This window comes from Pseudomonas sediminis, from assembly GCF_039555755.1.
GTDB classification, from domain to species: domain Bacteria; phylum Pseudomonadota; class Gammaproteobacteria; order Pseudomonadales; family Pseudomonadaceae; genus Aquipseudomonas; species Aquipseudomonas mendocina_D.
In genome coordinates, this window is record NZ_CP154631.1 from 3305239 (window position 1) to 3323469 (window position 18231).

Below are 18231 nucleotides of genomic sequence, written 5' to 3' on the forward strand. Positions count from 1 at the left end.
AATTCATGATCCCAAACAGCCTTGCGTAGGAGTCCCGCCCCGGTGCGAAGCTTTGTCACCCTGATTCGCTGTCGATTCAAAAATCTCGTAGCGTGAGACCCCTGACCCTCTCCCGCCCTTCGGGCACCCTCTCCCGCAAGCGGGAGAGGGTCATCAGATGGCCGCCAAGCGGCCGCTTTTATTCAGTACGCCAGACAATCTCGGTTTCGCCATCGGCGTCGACCTTGATCCAGCGATCAGCTTCCTCATCGCTTTCATCTTCTACCCAGGTGCCCGGTGCGCAACGCACTTGCACGCCAAGCGCGGCATGGGCGGCGCGGGCGCAGGCCAGGTCGTCGGCCCAGGGCGTGGTGTCGCTTTCCAGATACAGGCTGTGCCATTTGCCCACGGCTTTCGGCAGCCAGGTCACCGGCACGTCCCCGGCCTTGCATTTGAAGGTCTGGCCCTTTTGCTGCCAGTCGCTGCACGGGCCCAGGGCTTCGCCCAGCCACTGAGCCACGGCGTCGCGTTCGGCGTCTTTCAGGTAGATCTCGATGTCGGGTTGGCGCATGGCTTTCAGTCCTGAGAGCGTGGGCTCTGGGTTTTGGTGATCCAATCGTAGCGGATTGAAACGGTGACATCGAAGGGCTCGGCGATCACCGCCTCTCGGCGTTCGGCACTGGCGCGCCAGCCGTGCGGGGTCATGGCCAGCAGGTCGGCGCGAGCCTGTGCGTCGGCCAGATGCAGCGGGAATTCGAGGGTTTCGCTGTGGGCCATTTGCATGCCGGGCGGGATCAGCGCCAGATGCTTCTCGTCGTCGTAGTCACGGACTTCGTCGTACAGCTTTTGCCGCAGCTCCATCAGGTGGCCACGGGTCGGGCCCATGCGCAGCAGGCCGCCGCCAGGGGCGAGCAGGCGTTTTGCCTCGTTCCAGTCGAGTGGGCTGAAGACGCTGGCAAGCAGGCTGCAACTGGCATTGGCCAAGGGCACGCGGGCCATGCTCGCCACCAGCCAGTTCAACTGCGGAGCACGTTTGCACGCGCGTTTGACCGCCTCACGAGAGATGTCCATGGCATAACCGTCGGCGGCGGGCAGGCCACGGGCGATCTGTTCCGTGTAGTAACCCTCGCCACAACCGATATCCAGCCAGCGCACCGGCTTGTAGTCGGCAGCCAGTGCGGCCAGACGAGCAGCCAGCGGCGCGTAGTGGCCTGCGTCGAGAAAACGTCGGCGGGCCTCGACCATGGCGGCGTTGTCGCCGGGGTCGCGACTGTTCTTGTGTTGCACCGGCAGCAGGTTGTAGTACCCCTGGCGAGCGCGGTCGAAGCTGTGCCGGTTGCTGCAGATCAGACCGCTGTCACTTGGCTCCAGCGATGTCTGGCAGATGGGGCAGATCAGGCTCATGCCAGCAACTTCACCATGGTCTGGTAGTAAACCTCGGTGAGCAGGTCGAGATCGCTGGCCAGTACACGCTCGTTGATCTGGTGGATGGTGGCGTTGACCGGGCCGAGTTCGACCACCTGGGTGCCCAGAGTGGCGATGAAGCGCCCGTCGGAGGTGCCGCCAGAGGTCGATGGGGTGGTGTCGCGGCCGGTGACGGCCTTGATGCTGGCGGCCACGGCGTCCAGCAGATCGCCCGGCTGGGTAAGGAAGGGCAGGCCGGACAGCGCCCACTCCAGGTGGTAGTCCAGGCCATGCTTGTCGAGGATGGCGGTGACGCGTTGCTGCAGACCTTCGACGGTAGATTCGGTGGAGAAGCGGAAGTTGAACACCGCTTTCAGCTCACCGGGGATGACGTTGGTCGCGCCAGTGCCGGAATTGAGGTTGGACACCTGGAAGCTGGTCGGCGGGAAGTAGTCGTTGCCGTGATCCCAGTGCTCGGCGGCCAGTTCGGCCAGAGCGGGGGCGGCGAGGTGAATCGGGTTCTTCGCCAGGTGCGGGTAGGCCACATGGCCTTGCTTGCCGTACACGGTCAGGGTGCAACCGAGCGAGCCGCGACGGCCGTTCTTGACCACGTCACCGAGCAGGGTGGTACTCGACGGTTCGCCGACGATGCACCAGTCCAGGCGCTCGCTGCGCTCGCGCAGGCGCTCGACCACGGCTTTGGTACCGTGTTGGGCCGGGCCTTCTTCATCACTGGTGATGAGAAAGCTGATGGCGCCCTTGTGCTTCGGGTAGTCGGCGACGAAACGCTCCACGGCGATGATCATGCTCGCCAGGCTGCCTTTCATGTCCGCTGCGCCACGGCCGCAGAGCATGCCGTCTTCATCCACGCGCACATCGAACGGCTGGTACTGCCAGGCGTCCAGCGGGCCGGTGGGCACCACATCGGTGTGGCCGGCGAAGCACAGTACCGGGCCGTCACCACCGCGCTTGGCCCAGAAATTCTCAACCTCTTCGATACGCATGTGCTCGACCTCGAAGCCGCAGGCGGCCAGGCGGCGCATCATCAGCTCCTGGCAACCTTCGTCGACCGGGGTCACGGACGGGCGGCGGATCAGGTCGAAGGCGAGGTCCAGGGTCGGGGTGAGGGGGGCGGTCATGATGGCTCCGGTACGACAGCTAGCGTGAAGGCTGGCCATATTACCGTGAAAGTCGCGCAGCGACGCCATCCTTGATGCCCTTCTCCCTCTGGGAGAAGGTGGCGCGAAGCGCCGGATGAGGGACGGCCGCACGGCGCATTCGCGGTAAATGCAGCTTGTACGACTGCCGACGGCTGACCTGTTCGACAGGCTTGGGTGGGCAGGGTGCTATCTCTATAATGCGCGCCTTCCTGTAGGGGGTGTGATGGGTACTGACGATCAGCGATTCGGCGGCATAGCCCGGCTTTACGGCCAGGAGGGCTATCAACGACTGGCAGCGGCGCACGTGGCGGTAGTCGGCATCGGCGGCGTCGGTTCCTGGGCGGCCGAGGCGCTGGCGCGCTCGGGTGTCGGCGAGATTTCCCTGTTCGACCTGGACGACGTCTGCATCACCAACACCAATCGCCAGGTGCACGCCATCGAAGGCGCGGTGGGCAAGGCCAAGGTCGACGAGATGGCCGCGCGCATCCGCGCCATCAACCCGGCCTGCGTGGTGCATGCGGTGGCGGATTTCGTCACCCGCGAAACCATGGCCGAGTACATCACCGAGCAGCTCGATGGGGTGATCGACTGCATCGACAGCGTGCCGGCCAAGGCGGCGCTGATCGCCTGGTGCAAGCGGCGCAAGATTCAGATCGTTACTACCGGTGGGGCAGGCGGGCAGGTCGACCCAACGCAGATTCAGGTCACCGATCTGAACAAGACCTTCAACGATCCGCTGGCGGCCAAGGTGCGCAGCCTGCTGCGTCGCGATTACGGTTTCTCTCGTACACCGGGACGCACCTACAGCGTGCCCTGCGTGTTTTCCACCGAGCAGCTGCGCTATCCCAAGCCGGACGGCACGGTCTGCCAGGCCAAGGGCTTCGTCGGAGAAGGCGTACGCCTTGACTGCGCCGGTGGCTTCGGTGCGGTGATGATGGTCACCGCCAGTTTCGGTATGGCTGCAGCGGCCAAGCTGGTAGACAAACTGGTGGCTGGCGCACGCCGCCCGGCGGAGCGTCTGCCCAAGGCTTGAAAAATCCCCGGCCATGCTTCGTTTGACTATGCTGGGGCGAGATGGGAGAGGTTGCCGTAACTGACAGGGAGACGTCGTAGATGATTCGTATCAGAGGTGATTTGTGTCGTACCTGTTTTGTAGCGTCTCTCTTAAAAGACGCTGGGCACGGATGTTCGCCTCCCTGGCGTTGCCTTTGTTGTGGGTGGCGATGGGACCGGTTCAGGCTGAACCTAAGAAGTTGTTTATCGGTACCGGCGACTGGGCGCCTTACGTCGATCAGGAGCGTAGTGACGGTGGTGCTCTGGCGCGTCTGATCAGCGCTGTCTTTGCTGAGGCGGGCTATCAGGTCGAGTACGTCTTTCGTCCCTGGGACCGCAATGTGCTGATGCTGCAGCAGGGGCAGTTGCACGCGATCATGCCCTACAGTTGTACGCCCAGCCGGCTCAACTATGGGATTTGTAGCGACACGCTGGTGCGCGGAGAGATCGTCCTGTTCCATCGTCGCAAGCAGGCGTTCGACTGGACCACGGTCGAGGATTTACTGAGCTACCGCATTGGCACGACTCTGGGTTACTCCTACGGCCCGGCGTTCGATGCAGCGTTGCAGGCCGGTCGGCTCAACGTCGAGCAAAATGGCAAGGAAGACACCAGCTTCCGTCTGCTTGAACTGGGGCGCATCGACTTGCACCCGCAGGATCGTGCGGTGGGTTACGCCATGTTGCGCCGGCTGTTTCCAAAAGACGGCGGTAACATCATTCACCATCCGCGTCAGCTCAATACAGAGCCTTTGCGCCTGTTGTTTCGCAAGGATGACCCGGAAAGTGTCATGCTGTTGCGCAAGTTCAATGCCGGGCTGCGTGAGTTCGCCAACCGTGGTGATCTGCAGCGACTGCAGCAGGCACTCAACTCCGGCGATGCCGATGACTGGAAACCCAGCCAGTCAACTCCGCTGGCGCGAGATTGAACGGCACTCGCCGAATTCCGTTCTCAAGAGTCTTTTGCATGCTCAATAACGATGTACTGCGCAGCCTGCGCTATCTGTTAGACGTCAGCGACGCCAAGCTGGAAGAACTCTGCCGGCTGGCGGATTATCCCGTCGAGCCGGGTTTGATCTCGGCCTGTCTGTTGCACGAGGACGAGCCAGGCTATCGCTCGTGCAACGATGTGCTGCTGGCGCACGTGCTCGAAGGGCTGGTGTTCCACAAGCGTGGCAAGGACGACAGCCGGCCGCGCTTGCCGGTGGAAAAGCGCCTGACCAACAACCTGATCCTGAAGAAGCTGCGCGTTGCCTTCGAGCTGCGTGACGATGATATTCAGTCCATTCTGCAAGCGGCTGACCTGCCGATGACCAAGACCGAGCTAGGCGCATTGTTCCGTGCGCCGGGGCACAAGCATTTTCGCGAGTGCGGCGACCAGATTCTGCGCAATTTCCTGCGGGGTTTGACCTTACGTGAGCGGGGCAAAGGCGCCTAACCGCTTCGCTCGCGAAGCGTGGGGCTTAGGCTGGTCGACCTGCCAGCTCACGCATACGCTGCAGCACGGCATTGAGACCATTGCTGCGTGATGGCGACAGTTGTCTTTGCAGCCCTAATTGGTTGAACCAGTCGACCAGATCGACACTGGCCAGCTCCGCGCGAGGCAGACCATCGACCCGCGCCAGCAATACGGCAAGCAGGCCGCGTAGCAGGCGGGCGTCGCTACTGGCGCGAAAGTGCAGATGTTCACCGCTGCGCTCGGCGATCAGCCAGACCAGGCTCTCGCAGCCATGCACACGGTGCTCGTCGACCCGCTCGGTGTCGCTCAATGGCGCCAGGCGTTCACCCCATTGCATCAGCAGGCGCGCGCGCTGCTCCCAGCCGGGGCAGGCGGCAAAGGCTGCCAGTGCTTCCTGAGCAGCGACTGGCAGGCTCATGGCGAGAGACTCCCGTAGCATTTAGGAGCGGCTGGGCGGCATTCCGTTTCAGCCGCGATGGTCCGGCTGCCGATATTCGCGGCTGAGGCCGCTCTTGCGACGAAGCATTGGCCGCGCTTCACCGCAGCAGCTCCAGGGCGTTATCCAGGGCGCTGAAGAAGCGCTGCAGGTCCTCGCCGTCGTTGTACAGGCCGAGCGAGACGCGAATCGCACCACTCAGGCCGAGGCCTTTCATCAGCGGCATGGCGCAGTGATGCCCGGCGCGCACGGCGATACCCTGTTCGCTGAGCAGGTGCGCCAGGTCGGCGTTATGTACGCCGTCGACACAAAAGCTGGCCAGGGCCAATTGGGGTTGGCCCAACAGGCGAACACCGTCACGTGCTTGCAGGCCAGTCAGCAGTTCGGCATGCAGGGCTGCTTCATGGCAGGCGACGGCTTCGTGATCCAGGCCGTTCAGCCAGTCCAGTGCAGCGCCCAGTGCGATGACCGCAGAAACCGCTGGTGTGCCAGCCTCGAAACCCAGTGGAGCTGGGCGAAAGCGCGCCACATGGTAGTCGGCGTCGAGCACCATCTCGCCGCCGAATTGCCAGTGCTGCAATTGGCCCAACGCTTCGCGGCGGCCATATAGCAGGCCGACGCCATCCGGGCCGTAGAGCTTATGTGACGAACAGACGTAGAAGTCGCAGCCCAGCGCTTGCAGGTCATGACGACCATGCACCGCGCCCTGAGCGCCGTCGACCACAGTGAGGGCGCCTTGCGTGCGCGCCAGTGCCAGCAGCTCGTCCAGCGGCTGCCAGCGACCCAGTACGTTGGACAGTTGCGAGACTGCCAGCAGGCGGGTGCGTGGGCTGATCAGTCGGGCCGCTTGATGCAGGTCGATGCTGCCGGCGTCATCGAGCGGAAGGACCACCAGTTCCAGGCTGCGACGCTTGGCCAGTTGCTGCCAGGGCAGCAGGTTGGCGTGGTGTTCCAGTACGCTGATGACGATCTGCTCGCCCGGCTGCAGCAAGTGCTCCAGGCCGTAGGCCAGCAGGTTCAATGATTCGGTGGTACCGCGGGTAAAGATGATCTCCTCGGCGCTGGCCGCATTCAGCCACTGCGCTGCCTGGCTGCGTGTCGCCTCGAAGGCACGGGTGGCGCGTTCGCCTGGCAGATGCTGGGCGCGATGCACGTTGGCCACGCCGCTGGCCAGGTAGCCGAGCAGGGCGTCCAGCACCGTCTGCGGTTTTTGCGCAGTAGCAGCGCTGTCCAGATAGGTTTGGCCTTCGGCTTCGAGGGCGAGAATGCCGGGGAAGTCGGCGCGCCAGGGGGAAATCAGTGACATGGTTTGTCAGATCCGCGTGGTTTTGCCCTCACCCCCGGCCCCTCTCCCGGAGGGAGAGGGGAGGTATGACGATCAGTTGTGGGCGTGCAGGGCTTCGTTCAGCTCGATAGCCGACTTGTGGGTCTTGCACTCCACGGCGCCGGTCAGCGAGTTGCGACGGAACAGCAGATCCGGCTGGCCAGCCAGGTCGCGTGCCTTGACCACCTTGACCAGGGCGTTGCCCTCGTCGAGCAGGTTCACCTTGGTGCCGGCAGTGATGTACAGGCCGGCTTCCACGGTGTTGCGGTCACCCAGCGGGATGCCGATACCGGCGTTGGCACCGATCAGGCAGCCTTCGCCGACGCTGATGATGATGTTGCCGCCACCGGACAGGGTGCCCATGGTCGAGCAGCCGCCGCCCAGGTCCGAACCCTTGCCGACGAATACGCCAGCGGAAACGCGGCCTTCGATCATGCCCGGGCCTTCGGTGCCGCCGTTGAAGTTGACGAAGCCTTCGTGCATCACGGTGGTGCCTTCGCCGATATAGGCGCCCAGACGCACACGGGCGCTGTCAGCGATACGCACGCCGGTCGGTACCACGTAGTCGGTCATTTTCGGGAACTTGTCCACCGAGAATACTTCCAGCAGCTCGCCCTTCAGGCGCGCTTCCAGTTGGCGTTCGGCTAGTTCGCCGAGGTCGACGGCGCCCTGGCTGGTCCAGGCGACGTTGGGCAGCAGCGGGAAGATGCCGGCCAGGCTCAGGCCGTGCGGCTTGACCAGGCGATGCGACAGCAGGTGCAGCTTGAGGTAGGCCTCCGGGGTGCTGGTCAGGGCGGCATCTTCAGCCAGGAAGGTGGCGACCAGCGGATTGTGGCTTTCGGCCAGGCGGGTCAGCAGCGCCGCTTGAGCAGCGTCCACGCCTTTCAGGGCTTCGGCCAGATCGGCGGCTTGCGCAGTGGTAAAGGTGATGGCCTGGTTGCCGCCTTGATAGCCGAGCTTTTCGGCGGCCTTGGCCACCAGATCGCTGGCCGGGTTGAGCAGCGGCAGGGCGTAGAAGACTTCCAGCCAGTTGCCCTGGCGGTTCTGGGTGCCAACACCAAAGGCGATGCTGTAAAGGGAGGTGCTCATTAAGATGGGTTCCTTGCAACGAAATCGGGTGAGAGTGATCAGGCCAGCGCGGCTTGGTAGTTATCCGGCTTGAAGCCGACCAGGGTCTTGGCGCCCAGGTCGAGTACCGGGCGCTTGATCATCGAGGGCTGGGCCAGCATCAGTTCGATGGCCTTGGCCTGGTCGAGATCGGCTTTCTGCGCGTCGTCCAGCTTGCGGAAGGTGGTGCCGGCACGGTTCAGGATGGTCTGCCAGCCATGCTCGTTGCACCACTTTTCCAGGTTTGCACGGTCGATTCCGACGCTCTTGTAGTCGTGAAAGGCATAGTCGACCTGGTGTTCATCGAGCCAGGTTCTGGCCTTTTTCATCGTGTCGCAGGCCTTGATGCCATACAGGACGTAACTCATTGATCTTCCTCTGATGAGTGGCGTGCCGGAAGGTCCGGTAAATACGGCGGGCCATTATGCCACGTCGTGTCCTTGCATGGCGGTGGCTGTCGCTGCGATGTGTTACGGCGCTAGAATCATGGCCTCCCGCTCGTTCCCGCCGGTTCCACGCCATGCAATTGCTCTACACCATTCTGACCATGTTGCTGGTGGTCAGTGGCACCCGCATTACCGCCCAGTTCATTCCCCTGCCATTGCCGCTGCTGCAGATTCTGATCGGCGCGCTGCTGGCGATTCCCGTGCTGGGGCTGCATGTGCGCCTCGAGCCTGAGCTGTTTTTGCTGCTGTTCATCCCGCCGCTGCTGTTCGTCGATGGTTGGCGCATGCCCAAGGGGCAGTTCCGCCAGTTGCGCACGCCGATCCTGTTGCTGGCCTTCGCCCTGGTGTTTTTCACCATCCTTGGCGCCGGACACTTCATGCACTGGCTGTTGCCTCAGGTGCCACTCGCTGCCTGCTTCGCGCTGGCCGCCGTGTTGTCGCCGACCGACGCCGTGGCGGTGTCGGCGATCACCCATGGGCGCCTGCCGAGCACTTTGAACAATTTGCTGCAGGGCGAGGCGCTGATGAACGACGCCTCGGGCCTGGTGGCGTTCAAGTTCGCCGTGGCAGCGACCCTGACCGGTGTGTTCTCGATTACCGACGCGAGCGTGCAATTCCTGCTGGTGGCCTTCGGTGGCCTGGCCGTTGGTGTGGCCCTGAGCTACCTGCTGGGGCGTTTGCGCGCCTGGATGATCGCCCGTGGCTGGGAAGACCCAGCGCCGCACGTACTGTTGCTGTTGTTGTTGCCATTCGCCGCCTATGTCGCCGCCGAGCATCTGGGGCTGTCCGGTATTCTTTCCGCAGTAGCAGCGGGGATGATGCAGAGCCGCCTCGATCTGCTGCCCAGGCAGACCTCCACGCGCCTGCTCAATCGCAGCGTCTGGACCTTGCTGGAGTTCACGTTCAACGGCCTGATCTTCCTGCTGCTCGGCTTGCAGTTGCCTGACATTCTCGATGCTGCGCTGGGCACGCATGAGGCGCCCTGGCTGTTCGGCCTCGAGGCGCTAGGCATGGTGGTGGCGATCTACGCGATTTTGATGCTGCTGCGTTTCGTCTGGGTCTACGGCTACTGGCGGGTTTCCGGGGCGGTGCGCCGCCTACGTGGCGAGCCGACGCGTTTCGCCGGGCAGTCCCGTATCGCGCTGAGTGCAGTGCTGACCTTGGGCGGCGTGCGTGGGGCGGTAACCCTGGCTGGGGTGATGTCGCTGCCGTTGCTGCTCAACAGTGGCCAGGCGTTTCCCCAGCGTGATCTGCTGATTCTGCTCGCCGCCGGGGTGATCCTGCTCTCGCTGCTGGTGGCCAGTGTGGCTTTACCGCGAATATTGCCGCGCCTGCCTCAGGACAATGCGGCTCTGCGTGAGCGTGAACTCAATCGTCATCGTGCAGTGATACTGGAGTCGGCAATTCGCTACCTGGAATCCGAGGACGAGCGCGCGGCCAATGCCGAGGGCGCGATTTCCTCGGCGGAGGTCAAGGCCCGGCTGATGAGCGAATACCGCGACCTGCTCGAGCGTGCCCGCGACGGCGAGGAGTCGCGGGAGCAGCAGCGTGAAGTGGATCGTCTGGAATACCGCCTGCGCCTGCAGGCACTGCGCACTCAGCGGCTGGAGCTGTACCGCATGCGTAAGGACAACGAACTGGATGACGACATGCTGACCGAGATTCTGCGCGATCTGGATATCGCCGAGGCGCGTCTACACAATAGCTGAGGCGCCTGCGTTCATTCGTAGGGCGGATTCAGGTACGAAGCGAACAATCCGCCGGGCCCTGCCTCGGCAGCGGGCAGGGGGCGGGTTGCACCCGCCCTGCGGGCTCAGGCCCCACCCGTAGTCAGGTTGCTGTGGGAGGGGCGTTAGCCGCGACTATAGAGCGCTTCAGGCGCCGCGAATGAAGCGAGCGATGCGCTCGGCGGCTTCGATGCATTCTGCCAGGGGCGCGACCAGCGCCATACGCACGCGTCCGGCGCCCGGATTGACGCCATCGACCTCACGCGACAGGTACGAGCCCGGCACCACGGTCACGTGTTCGCTGGCGAACAGGTCGCGGGTGAACAGGGTGTCGTCACCCGGCGTGCGCGCCCACAGGTAGAAACCGCCGTCCGGGCGCTGAACGTCCATCACCGGGGCCAGAATTTTCAGCACTGCATCGAACTTCTCACGATACAGATCACGGTTGGCGCGCACATGCGCCTCGTCGTTCCAGGCCGCTACGCTGGCTAGCTGGGTCTGCACCGGCATGGCGCAGCCATGGTAGGTGCGGTACAGCAGGAAATCCTTGAGGATCCCGGCGTCGCCAGCGACGAAGCCCGAGCGCAGGCCCGGCAGGTTGGAGCGCTTGGACAGGCTATGGAATACCACGCAGCGTTTGAAATCGCTGCGGCCCAGCTCGGCGCAGGCACTGAGCAGGCCCGGAGGCGGAGTATCTTCGTCGAAGTACAGTTCGCTGTAGCACTCGTCAGCGGCGATGACGAAGTCGTGCTCATCAGCCAGGGCGATCAGTTTCTTCAGTGTCTCGACCGGGATCAGCGCGCCGGTGGGGTTGCCGGGTGAGCAGAGGAACAGGATCTGGCAGCGTTGCCAGACCTCTGTCGGCACTGCCTCGAAATCCGGGTTGAAGCCGTGAGCTTCCAGGCACGGCAGATAGTGCGGCTCGGCACCGGCAAGGAACGCGGCACCTTCGTAGATCTGATAGAACGGATTGGGGCTGACTACCAGGCCCTTGGCATCGCGGTCGACCACCGTCTGGGTGAAGGCGAACAGCGCCTCGCGCGTACCGTTGACCGGCAGCACGTGGCGCGCGGCATCCAGCCAGCCTGCCGGCACGCCGAAACGGCGTTCGCACCAGTTGGCAATGCTCTGGCGCAGTTCGGGCAGGCCCAGGGTGGTCGGATACACAGCCAGCTTGTCGAGGTTGGCGGTCAGGGCCTGGCCGACGAATTCCGGTGAGCGGTGCTTGGGCTCGCCGATCGACAGGGCGATGGGCGAGCGGTCGGCGGCAGGTTGCACGCCGGCAAGCAGGGCGCGGAGCTTCTCGAACGGGTAGGGCTGCAACTGGGCGAGGGCGTGGTTCATGATGATCCGACGGGTCCTTTGTGAGGCGGCGACAAAGCTGGCGACACTAGCACGGCAGGCTCTTTGGGGAAATTCCCTTTGTCCGTCCGTTTTCCATCCGTTTAGGTCGCCAAACCGATGCCGGTGCAGCTCAAGACGGCACACGCTCAGCCGATAATCCTCATGTCACCCGTTCATCCCTTCTTCTGGTGAGTTCTCTCCATGCGCACCCTCAAATTCAGTCACAAGATCATGCTGGCTGCTTCCCTGGTGGTCATCACGGCTTTCGCGTCATTTGCCTTGTATAACGATTACCTGCAACGCAATGCGATCCGCGACAATCTGTCCCACTATCTGAACGACGTCGGAATCGTCTCCACTGGCAACATCCAGCACTGGCTCGATGGGCGCATGCAGTTGCTGGATAACCTCGCCGAATCCGTCCAGGACGACAGCTCGCCCGAACCACTGCGCCGCAACCTGCAGCATCGCAGCATCGCTTCGGCCTTCCTTTATGCCTACTTCGGCCAGGCTGACGGTACCTATACCCAGTTCCCGGCCAGCGAGTTGCCTGTTGGTTACGATCCGCGTCAGCGTCCCTGGTACAAGAGTGCGGTGGGCAGCAGCGGGCCAGGCCTTACCGAGCCTTACTTGGCGGCCGATCCGCGTGACGGTCTGCTGATCACCATCACCCGACCGGTCAGCGTTGGCGGTGCCCTGCAGGGTGTGGTCGGCGGCGATCTGAAATTGCAGACGGTCGATGACATACTCAATTCCTTCGATCTCGGCGGCATGGGCTACGCCTTCCTGGTCGACGAGAAGGGCACGGTGCTGGTGCATCCGGACAAGAGCCTGGTGCTCAAGACCCTGGCGGACCTATTCCCCAGCGGTGCACCACGTCTGCAACCTGGCCTGCAGGATGCTTCGTCCATCGAGGGTAGCGCCCGCCTGGTCACTTTCCTGCCGGTGAAGGGGCTGTCGGGCGTGCGCTGGTACGTCGGTTTGTCCGTCGATGAGGGCAAGGCGTTCGCCGCGCTCAGCGAGTTTCGCGTGTCTGCGCTGATGGTCACTATCATCGGCGTGGTTGCCATCCTGATCCTGCTCGGTGGGCTGATCCGTATCCTGCTGCGTCCGCTGCACGTGATGAGCCACGCCATGGGCGGCATCGCCGACGGTGAGGGGGATCTGACCCAGCGTCTGACGATCGCCTCCGGTGACGAGTTCGGTGAGTTGGCGGGGGCCTTCAATCGCTTCGTCGAGCGTATTCACGAATCCATCCGCGAAGTGGCCTCCGCGACCCGCGAGGTGCATGCACGGGTCAGCACCGTGGTGCAGGCGTCCAATGCCTCCATGGGTAACTCCAGCGAACAGGCTGCGCGCACCGACAGCGTCGCCGCCGCGATCAACGAGCTCGGTGCAGCCGCCCAGGAGATTGCGCGCAATGCTGCCGATGCTTCCGTGCAGGCCAGTGATGCGCGCCGTGACGCCGAGGAAGGCCAGGGCATGGTGGAACGTACCCTGAGTTCGATGGGGGAGCTGTCGGAGAAGATCCAGGCTTCCGGTCGGCATATCGAACTGCTCAGCGAGAAGAGCAACGATATCGGCCAGATTCTCGATGTGATCAAGGGTATTTCCGAGCAGACCAACCTGCTGGCGCTCAACGCCGCCATCGAGGCGGCGCGTGCCGGTGAGGCCGGGCGAGGTTTTGCCGTGGTCGCCGATGAGGTGCGCAACCTGGCGCAGCGCACGCAGAGCTCGGCGCTGGAGATCCAGCAGATGATCGAGCAACTGCAGGCTGGAGCCCGTGACGCCGTGGCGACCATGGCCGAGAGTCGTCGCTTCAGTGACGACAGTGTGCGCATCGGTGGGCAGGCCGGCGAGAACCTGCGCGGCGTGACCCGACGCATCGGTGAGATCGACGGCATGAACCAGTCAGTGGCGACCGCTACCGAGGAGCAGACCTCGGTGATCGAGAGCCTGAACATGGACATCACCGAAATCAACACGCTGAACCAGGATGGTGTAAGCAACCTGCAGTCCAGCCTCAGTGCCTGTACCGAACTGGATCAGCAGGTCCGTCGCCTCAAGCAACTGGTGGACAGTTTCAGGATCTGAACCTGGCCCTGGATGCGGCGCCCGCCGCATCCGGGTGCTCAGAAGGTGATCTGTGTCGTGCTCGGGGCACTTGGTTCGGCGAGCTTGGCGATGATCGCTTCCTGCAGGCGGGCGCAGAACTCGGGATCGGACAGCGGCTGGCCCTTGTCGTCGGTAATGAAGAATACGTCTTCGACGCGCTCGCCTAGGGTGGCGATCTTGGCGTTCTGCAGCGACAGGTCGTATTCGAGGAAGATGCGTCCGATCCGTGCCAGCAGTCCGGGGCGGTCCGGGGCGGTAAGCTCGAGGATGGTCACCGGCCGCTGCGCGTCATTATGAATGGTCACCTGCGGGGCGAAGGCGAAGTGCTTGAGCTGGCGCGGTACCCGACGCTGGATGATGGTCGGGTAGTCATCGGGGTTCTTCAGTGCTTCGATCAGGCCTTCGCGAATCTGCTGGATGCGTGCCGGATTGTTGCCGATCGAACTGCCGTCGGCCTCTAGCACCACATAGGTATCCAGGGTGAACTGGCTGGTGGAGGTGATGATCCGTGCATCGTGGATGTTCAGGTTGAGCTGGCTCATCGCGGCCACGGTCACTGCGAAGAAGTCGTGCTGATCCTGGGCGTAGATGAAAATCTGCGTGCCGCCTTCGAACTCCTGCTGAGAAGTTTCCTTGATCAGGACCAGCGTGCCGCCGTCGTCGGGGTGCTGGAGAATGGCGTCCGTGTGCCAGGCGACGTCGCCAGGTGTGTGGCGCAGGAAATAGTCGTCGCCGAGCTGGCTCCACAGCTGTTCGGCATCGTCCGGGTCGGTGCCGCCGCGTACCAGAATGTCCAGGGCCGTGCTCTGCGTTCTGCGAATCTGCTCTTCCCTGTCCAGCGGATTTTCCAGGCCCCGGCCCAGTGCGCGCTGGGTTCCGGTATAGAGCTGGCGCAGCAGGCTGGCACGCCAGGAGTTCCAGAGGTTGGGGTTGGTGGCGTTGATATCGGCCACGGTCAGCACGTAGAGGTAATCCAGGTGCGTCTGGTCGCCGACGAACTGGGCAAAATCGTGGATCACCTGCGGGTTGGAGAGGTCCTTGCGCTGCGCGGTGGTGGACATCACCAGGTGGTGCTGCACCAGCCAGACGATCAGCGCGCTGTCCCAGGCCGGCAGATGATGGCGACGGGCGAAGGCTTCGGCGTCCACCGCGCCAAGCTCGGAGTGATCGCCGCCACGGCCCTTGCCGATATCGTGGTAAAGCCCGGCGAGGTAGATCAGCTCGGGCTTGGGCAGTTTCTCGATCAGCTTGCTGGCCAGCGGGAATTTCTCTGCCAGCTCCGGCCAGCGGAACTTGCGCAGGTGCTTGATCAGGTTGAGGGTGTGCGCATCGACCGTATAAATGTGGAACAGGTCGTGCTGCATCTGCCCGACGATATGGCCGAACTCCGGCAGATAGCGGCCGAGAATGCCGTAGCGGTTCATCCGGCGCAGGTTGCGGTGGATGCCTTCCTTGCACTTGAACAGCTCGATGAACAGGCTGGTGTTGCGGATGTCCTTGCGGAAATCGTCATCGATCAGGTGGCGGCTGTCGCGTAGCAGGCGGATGCTGTCGGCACGCACGCCTTTGATCTCCGGGTGTTGCGCCATCAGCACGAAGATTTCGATGATGGCGAACGGCGTGCGCTTGAAGACGTTCGGGTGGGTCACCTCGATATAGCCGTCGCGCACCTGGAAGCGGCTGTTCAGTGGCGTGGCCGGGCCGCTTTCGCCGGCGCGCAGGATGACTTCCTCGAAATGCTGGTTGATCAGGTCCGACAGCTCGGAAATGCCCATGACCACGCGGTAGTACTTCTGCATAAAGTGCTCGATGCTGCGCTTGCCGTCGCCGTCCTGATAGCCGAACAGCGCGGCGATTCTGGCCTGGTAATCGAACAGCAGGCGGTCTTCGGCGCGCCCGGCGAGCATGTGCAGGGCATAACGCACCTTCCACAGGAACTCCTGGCTGGAGGAGAGCAGGGCGTATTCGCTCTCCAGCAGAAAGCCCTGGCCGACCAGAGCTTGCAGATTGAGGGTGTCGAACTGGCGGCGAGCGACCCAGAGCACGGTCTGGATGTCGCGCAGGCCGCCGGGCGAGCCTTTGACGTTGGGCTCGAGGTTGTATTCGGTGTCGTTGTACTTGGCGTGGCGCGCTCTGCGCTCGTCACGTTTGGCCTGATAGAAGTGCTTGCTCGGCCACATCTGGTCTGTGCTGGTGACCTGCTGCATGCGTTGGCGTAGGCGCTCCGGGCCGGCGATGGTGCGGCTTTCCATCAGGTTGGTGATCACTGTCAGGTCGGCACGTGCCTCCTCGGCGCATTCGTCGACCGAGCGCACGCTCTGGCCGACCTCCAGGCCGATGTCCCAGAGCAGGGTGAGAAAGCCCTCGATGGGCTCGCGGAAGATTTCGTGGTCGCTGCTGTCGAGCAGGATCAGCAGGTCGATATCCGAATAGGGGTGCAGTTCGCCACGGCCGTAGCCGCCGACTGCCAGCAGGGCGATGTCGGCGTCCTCGCTCCAGGCGAAGCGCTTCCAAGCTTCCTGCAGGATCTGGTCGACGAACCAGGCGCGATCCTCGACCAGGCGGCGAATGTCGCGGCCGTCGCGAAAGCGCGCATCGAGTACCTCATGCGCGCCGCGGATGGCCTTCTTGAATGCGGCGATGGGGCTGGATTTTAACGCCAGCTCGGCCTGGAACTGACCGCGGTCAAACAGTTCGGGGTCCATCTGCGGCATGCAGGTGCCTTCCTTATATAAGGGGTCGCAGGGTGCGCCGTGCGCACCGTTTCGGTTCATGGTGCGCATGGCGCACCCTACGAGTCAGTGGCCAGCTGAGGTGCGTGCGATGGTGTCATCGCTGCGCAGGGTGAAAATCTCGTAGCCATCGGCGGTGACCAGCACGGTGTGCTCCCATTGCGCCGAGAGCTTGCGGTCCTTGGTGATGGCGGTCCAGCCGTCGCCGAGCAGGCGGGTTTCCGGGCGACCCTGGTTGATCATCGGCTCGATGGTGAAGGTCATGCCTTCCTTGAGCTCCATGCCGGTGCCGGCCTTGCCGTAATGCAGCACCTGCGGCTCCTCGTGGAACACGGCGCCAATGCCATGGCCGCAGTATTCGCGGACCACGGAGAAACCGTTCTTTTCCGCGTGCTTCTGGATCACTTCGCCGATATCGCCCAGGCGGGTGCCCGGCTTGACCAGCTCGATGCCTTTATACATGCACTCCTGGGTGACCTTGGTCAGGCGCTCAGCCCATTCGGCGACCTTTCCGACCATGAACATCTTGCTGGTATCGCCGTGGTAGCCGTCCTTGATCACGGTCACGTCGATGTTCAGCACGTCACCGTCTTTCAGCGGCTTGTCGTTAGGGATGCCGTGGCACACCACGTGGTTGATCGAGGTGCAGATCGACTTGGGAAAGCCCTTGTAGTTGAGCGGGGCGGGAATCGCCTGCTGCACGTTGACGATATAGTCATGGCAGATGCGATCCAGTTCTTCGGTGGTGACGCCCGGCTTGACGTGCTCGCCGATCATCTCCAGCACTTCGGCGGCCAGGCGACCAGCGACGCGCATTTTCTCGATTTCTTCGGCGGATTTGATGGTGACGGTCATATGAAGCTCTCGGGCACGAACGGAAAGGGCGATATAGTAGCAGCTTCGCCGTGCCAGCCCCAAAGGGCGGCGCAACCGCTGCAGGGCGTTACTGCGTTATTTGCCGGCTTTTGTAGCCTGAGCCTGCTTTGTGTGGTATAAAACGCGCCGCTTTACGGGCACAAAGCCCGAAAGCTTAAACCCACACACGTATCGACACGGTTTCCTGGGTGCCTTTCGACAAGTTCGAGGGTTGGAGGCTGGGATACGTGGAGGCCTAACCCGACTTACTCAAGGAACTATCATGTCCCAAGTCAACATGCGCGATATGCTGAAGGCCGGTGTGCACTTCGGCCACCAGACCCGTTACTGGAACCCGAAAATGGGCAAGTACATTTTCGGCGCGCGCAACAAGATTCACATCATCAACCTCGAAAAAACCCTGCCGATGTTCAACGACGCCCTGTCGTTCGTTGAAAAGCTGGCTGCTGGCAAGAACAAGATCCTGTTCGTCGGCACCAAGCGTTCCGCTGGCAAGATCGTTCGCGAAGAAGCTGCTCGTTGCAACTCGCCGTTCGTCGATCACCGCTGGTTGGGCGGCATGTTGACCAACTACAAAACCATCCGCGCCTCGATCAAGCGTCTGCGTGAGCTGGAAGTTCAGTCCCAGGACGGTACTTTCGCCAAACTGACCAAGAAAGAAGCCCTGATGCGTTCGCGTGATCTGGAAAAACTGGATCGCAGCCTGGGCGGTATCAAGGACATGGGCGGCCTGCCGGACGCTCTGTTCGTGATCGACGTTGATCACGAGCGCATCGCTATCACCGAAGCCAACAAACTGGGTATCCCGGTCATCGGCATCGTCGATACCAACAGCAGCCCGGAAGGCGTTGACTACATCATCCCGGGTAACGACGACGCCATCCGCGCCATCCAGCTGTACATGGGTGCGATGGCTGACGCCGTGATCCGTGGTCGCAGCAACGCTGGCGGCGCGACTGAAGAGTTCGTCGAAGAAGCCGCGGCCGAGAGCGCCGAAGGCTGAGCGGTAACGCCAAGCATTTAGCGTTATGCGCTGTGCAAGAAGGGGGCTAGGCCCCCTTTTTGCCACTCA

16 protein-coding genes and 1 pseudogene are annotated in these 18231 nt (G+C 62.9%); 7 read left to right on the plus strand and 10 right to left on the minus strand.

The genetic code is table 11. The annotated features are described in order from the left end of the window. Positions 1–178: 178 nt before the first annotated feature. Genes AAEQ75_RS15525 through dapE form a run of 3 tightly spaced genes read right to left on the minus strand, consistent with a single transcriptional unit; the run spans position 179 to position 2522 of the window. Positions 179–550, minus strand: coding sequence for a hypothetical protein (locus tag AAEQ75_RS15525; RefSeq protein ID WP_143505229.1), 372 nt, complete (start codon positions 548–550; stop codon positions 179–181). Positions 551–555: 5 nt separating this feature from the next. Next, positions 556–1383 carry a putative RNA methyltransferase gene (locus AAEQ75_RS15530; protein WP_343349624.1) on the minus strand — a complete coding sequence of 276 codons (828 nt, stop codon included), beginning with the start codon at positions 1381–1383 and terminating at the stop codon, positions 556–558. After that, complete coding sequence (dapE, locus tag AAEQ75_RS15535; protein ID WP_343349625.1) at positions 1380–2522, minus strand: succinyl-diaminopimelate desuccinylase; 1143 nt, start codon at positions 2520–2522, stop codon at positions 1380–1382. The genes AAEQ75_RS15530 and dapE overlap by 4 nt, the downstream gene beginning before the upstream one ends. 244 nt (positions 2523–2766) lie before the next feature. Here dapE and tcdA point away from each other — a divergent pair, with 244 nt between their 5' ends. The 3 genes from tcdA to AAEQ75_RS15550 all read left to right on the plus strand — a co-directional run bounded on the left by tcdA (position 2767) and on the right by AAEQ75_RS15550 (position 5031). Continuing rightward, entirely contained in the window at positions 2767–3576 is an 810-nt protein-coding gene (gene tcdA / locus AAEQ75_RS15540; RefSeq protein WP_343349626.1) for a tRNA cyclic N6-threonylcarbamoyladenosine(37) synthase TcdA, read from the plus strand. Positions 3577–3727: 151 nt separating this feature from the next. After that, complete coding sequence (locus AAEQ75_RS15545) at positions 3728–4522, plus strand: substrate-binding periplasmic protein (protein WP_343349627.1); 795 nt, start codon at positions 3728–3730, stop codon at positions 4520–4522. A gap of 38 nt (positions 4523–4560) precedes the next feature. After that, positions 4561–5031, plus strand: coding sequence for a DUF1456 family protein (locus tag AAEQ75_RS15550; RefSeq protein WP_343349628.1), 471 nt, complete (start codon positions 4561–4563; stop codon positions 5029–5031). Positions 5032–5056: 25 nt separating this feature from the next. Here the strand turns inward: AAEQ75_RS15550 and AAEQ75_RS15555 are convergent, their stop codons facing one another. From AAEQ75_RS15555 to AAEQ75_RS15570, 4 genes are all read right to left on the minus strand, one after another. Beyond that, complete coding sequence (locus tag AAEQ75_RS15555) at positions 5057–5470, minus strand: SufE family protein (protein ID WP_343349629.1); 414 nt, start codon at positions 5468–5470, stop codon at positions 5057–5059. Between the two features lie 118 nt (positions 5471–5588). Beyond that, positions 5589–6794 carry an aminotransferase class V-fold PLP-dependent enzyme gene (locus AAEQ75_RS15560; RefSeq protein WP_343349630.1) on the minus strand — a complete coding sequence of 402 codons (1206 nt, stop codon included), beginning with the start codon at positions 6792–6794 and terminating at the stop codon, positions 5589–5591. Between the two features lie 72 nt (positions 6795–6866). Then, on the minus strand, positions 6867–7901 hold the full coding sequence (gene dapD / locus AAEQ75_RS15565) for a 2,3,4,5-tetrahydropyridine-2,6-dicarboxylate N-succinyltransferase (RefSeq protein ID WP_343349631.1): 1035 nt from the start codon (positions 7899–7901) through the stop codon (positions 6867–6869). Between the two features lie 38 nt (positions 7902–7939). Continuing rightward, complete coding sequence (locus AAEQ75_RS15570) at positions 7940–8287, minus strand: ArsC family reductase (protein ID WP_343349632.1); 348 nt, start codon at positions 8285–8287, stop codon at positions 7940–7942. A gap of 152 nt (positions 8288–8439) precedes the next feature. Between AAEQ75_RS15570 and AAEQ75_RS15575 the strand changes: the two genes are divergently transcribed. Beyond that, positions 8440–10074: a Na+/H+ antiporter gene (locus tag AAEQ75_RS15575; protein WP_343349633.1), complete on the plus strand. Its 1635-nt coding sequence runs from the start codon at positions 8440–8442 to the stop codon at positions 10072–10074. A 165-nt stretch (positions 10075–10239) separates the two neighbouring features. On the opposite strand, the gene dapC is transcribed toward AAEQ75_RS15575, so the two are convergent. Further along, positions 10240–11436 carry a succinyldiaminopimelate transaminase gene (dapC, locus tag AAEQ75_RS15580; RefSeq protein WP_143505239.1) on the minus strand — a complete coding sequence of 399 codons (1197 nt, stop codon included), beginning with the start codon at positions 11434–11436 and terminating at the stop codon, positions 10240–10242. A 231-nt stretch (positions 11437–11667) separates the two neighbouring features. Here dapC and AAEQ75_RS22020 point away from each other — a divergent pair. Then, positions 11668–12675: pseudogene (locus AAEQ75_RS22020) on the plus strand (HAMP domain-containing protein); the annotation flags it as partial. Positions 12676–12765: 90 nt separating this feature from the next. Continuing rightward, the gene (locus AAEQ75_RS22025; RefSeq protein ID WP_372857471.1) at positions 12766–13530 is read left to right on the plus strand and encodes a methyl-accepting chemotaxis protein; all 765 of its coding nucleotides are present in this window, start codon (positions 12766–12768) and stop codon (positions 13528–13530) included. A 38-nt stretch (positions 13531–13568) separates the two neighbouring features. On the opposite strand, the gene AAEQ75_RS15590 is transcribed toward AAEQ75_RS22025, so the two are convergent. Then, positions 13569–16265, minus strand: coding sequence for a [protein-PII] uridylyltransferase (locus tag AAEQ75_RS15590; RefSeq protein WP_343349635.1), 2697 nt, complete (start codon positions 16263–16265; stop codon positions 13569–13571). Between the two features lie 84 nt (positions 16266–16349). Further along, positions 16350–17138 carry a type I methionyl aminopeptidase gene (gene map / locus AAEQ75_RS15595; protein ID WP_343349636.1) on the minus strand — a complete coding sequence of 263 codons (789 nt, stop codon included), beginning with the start codon at positions 17136–17138 and terminating at the stop codon, positions 16350–16352. A 283-nt stretch (positions 17139–17421) separates the two neighbouring features. Here map and rpsB point away from each other — a divergent pair, with 283 nt between their 5' ends. Next, positions 17422–18162, plus strand: a complete 741-nt coding sequence (gene rpsB / locus AAEQ75_RS15600) for a 30S ribosomal protein S2 (RefSeq protein WP_256833096.1) — start codon at positions 17422–17424, stop codon at positions 18160–18162. Positions 18163–18231: the final 69 nt, after the last annotated feature.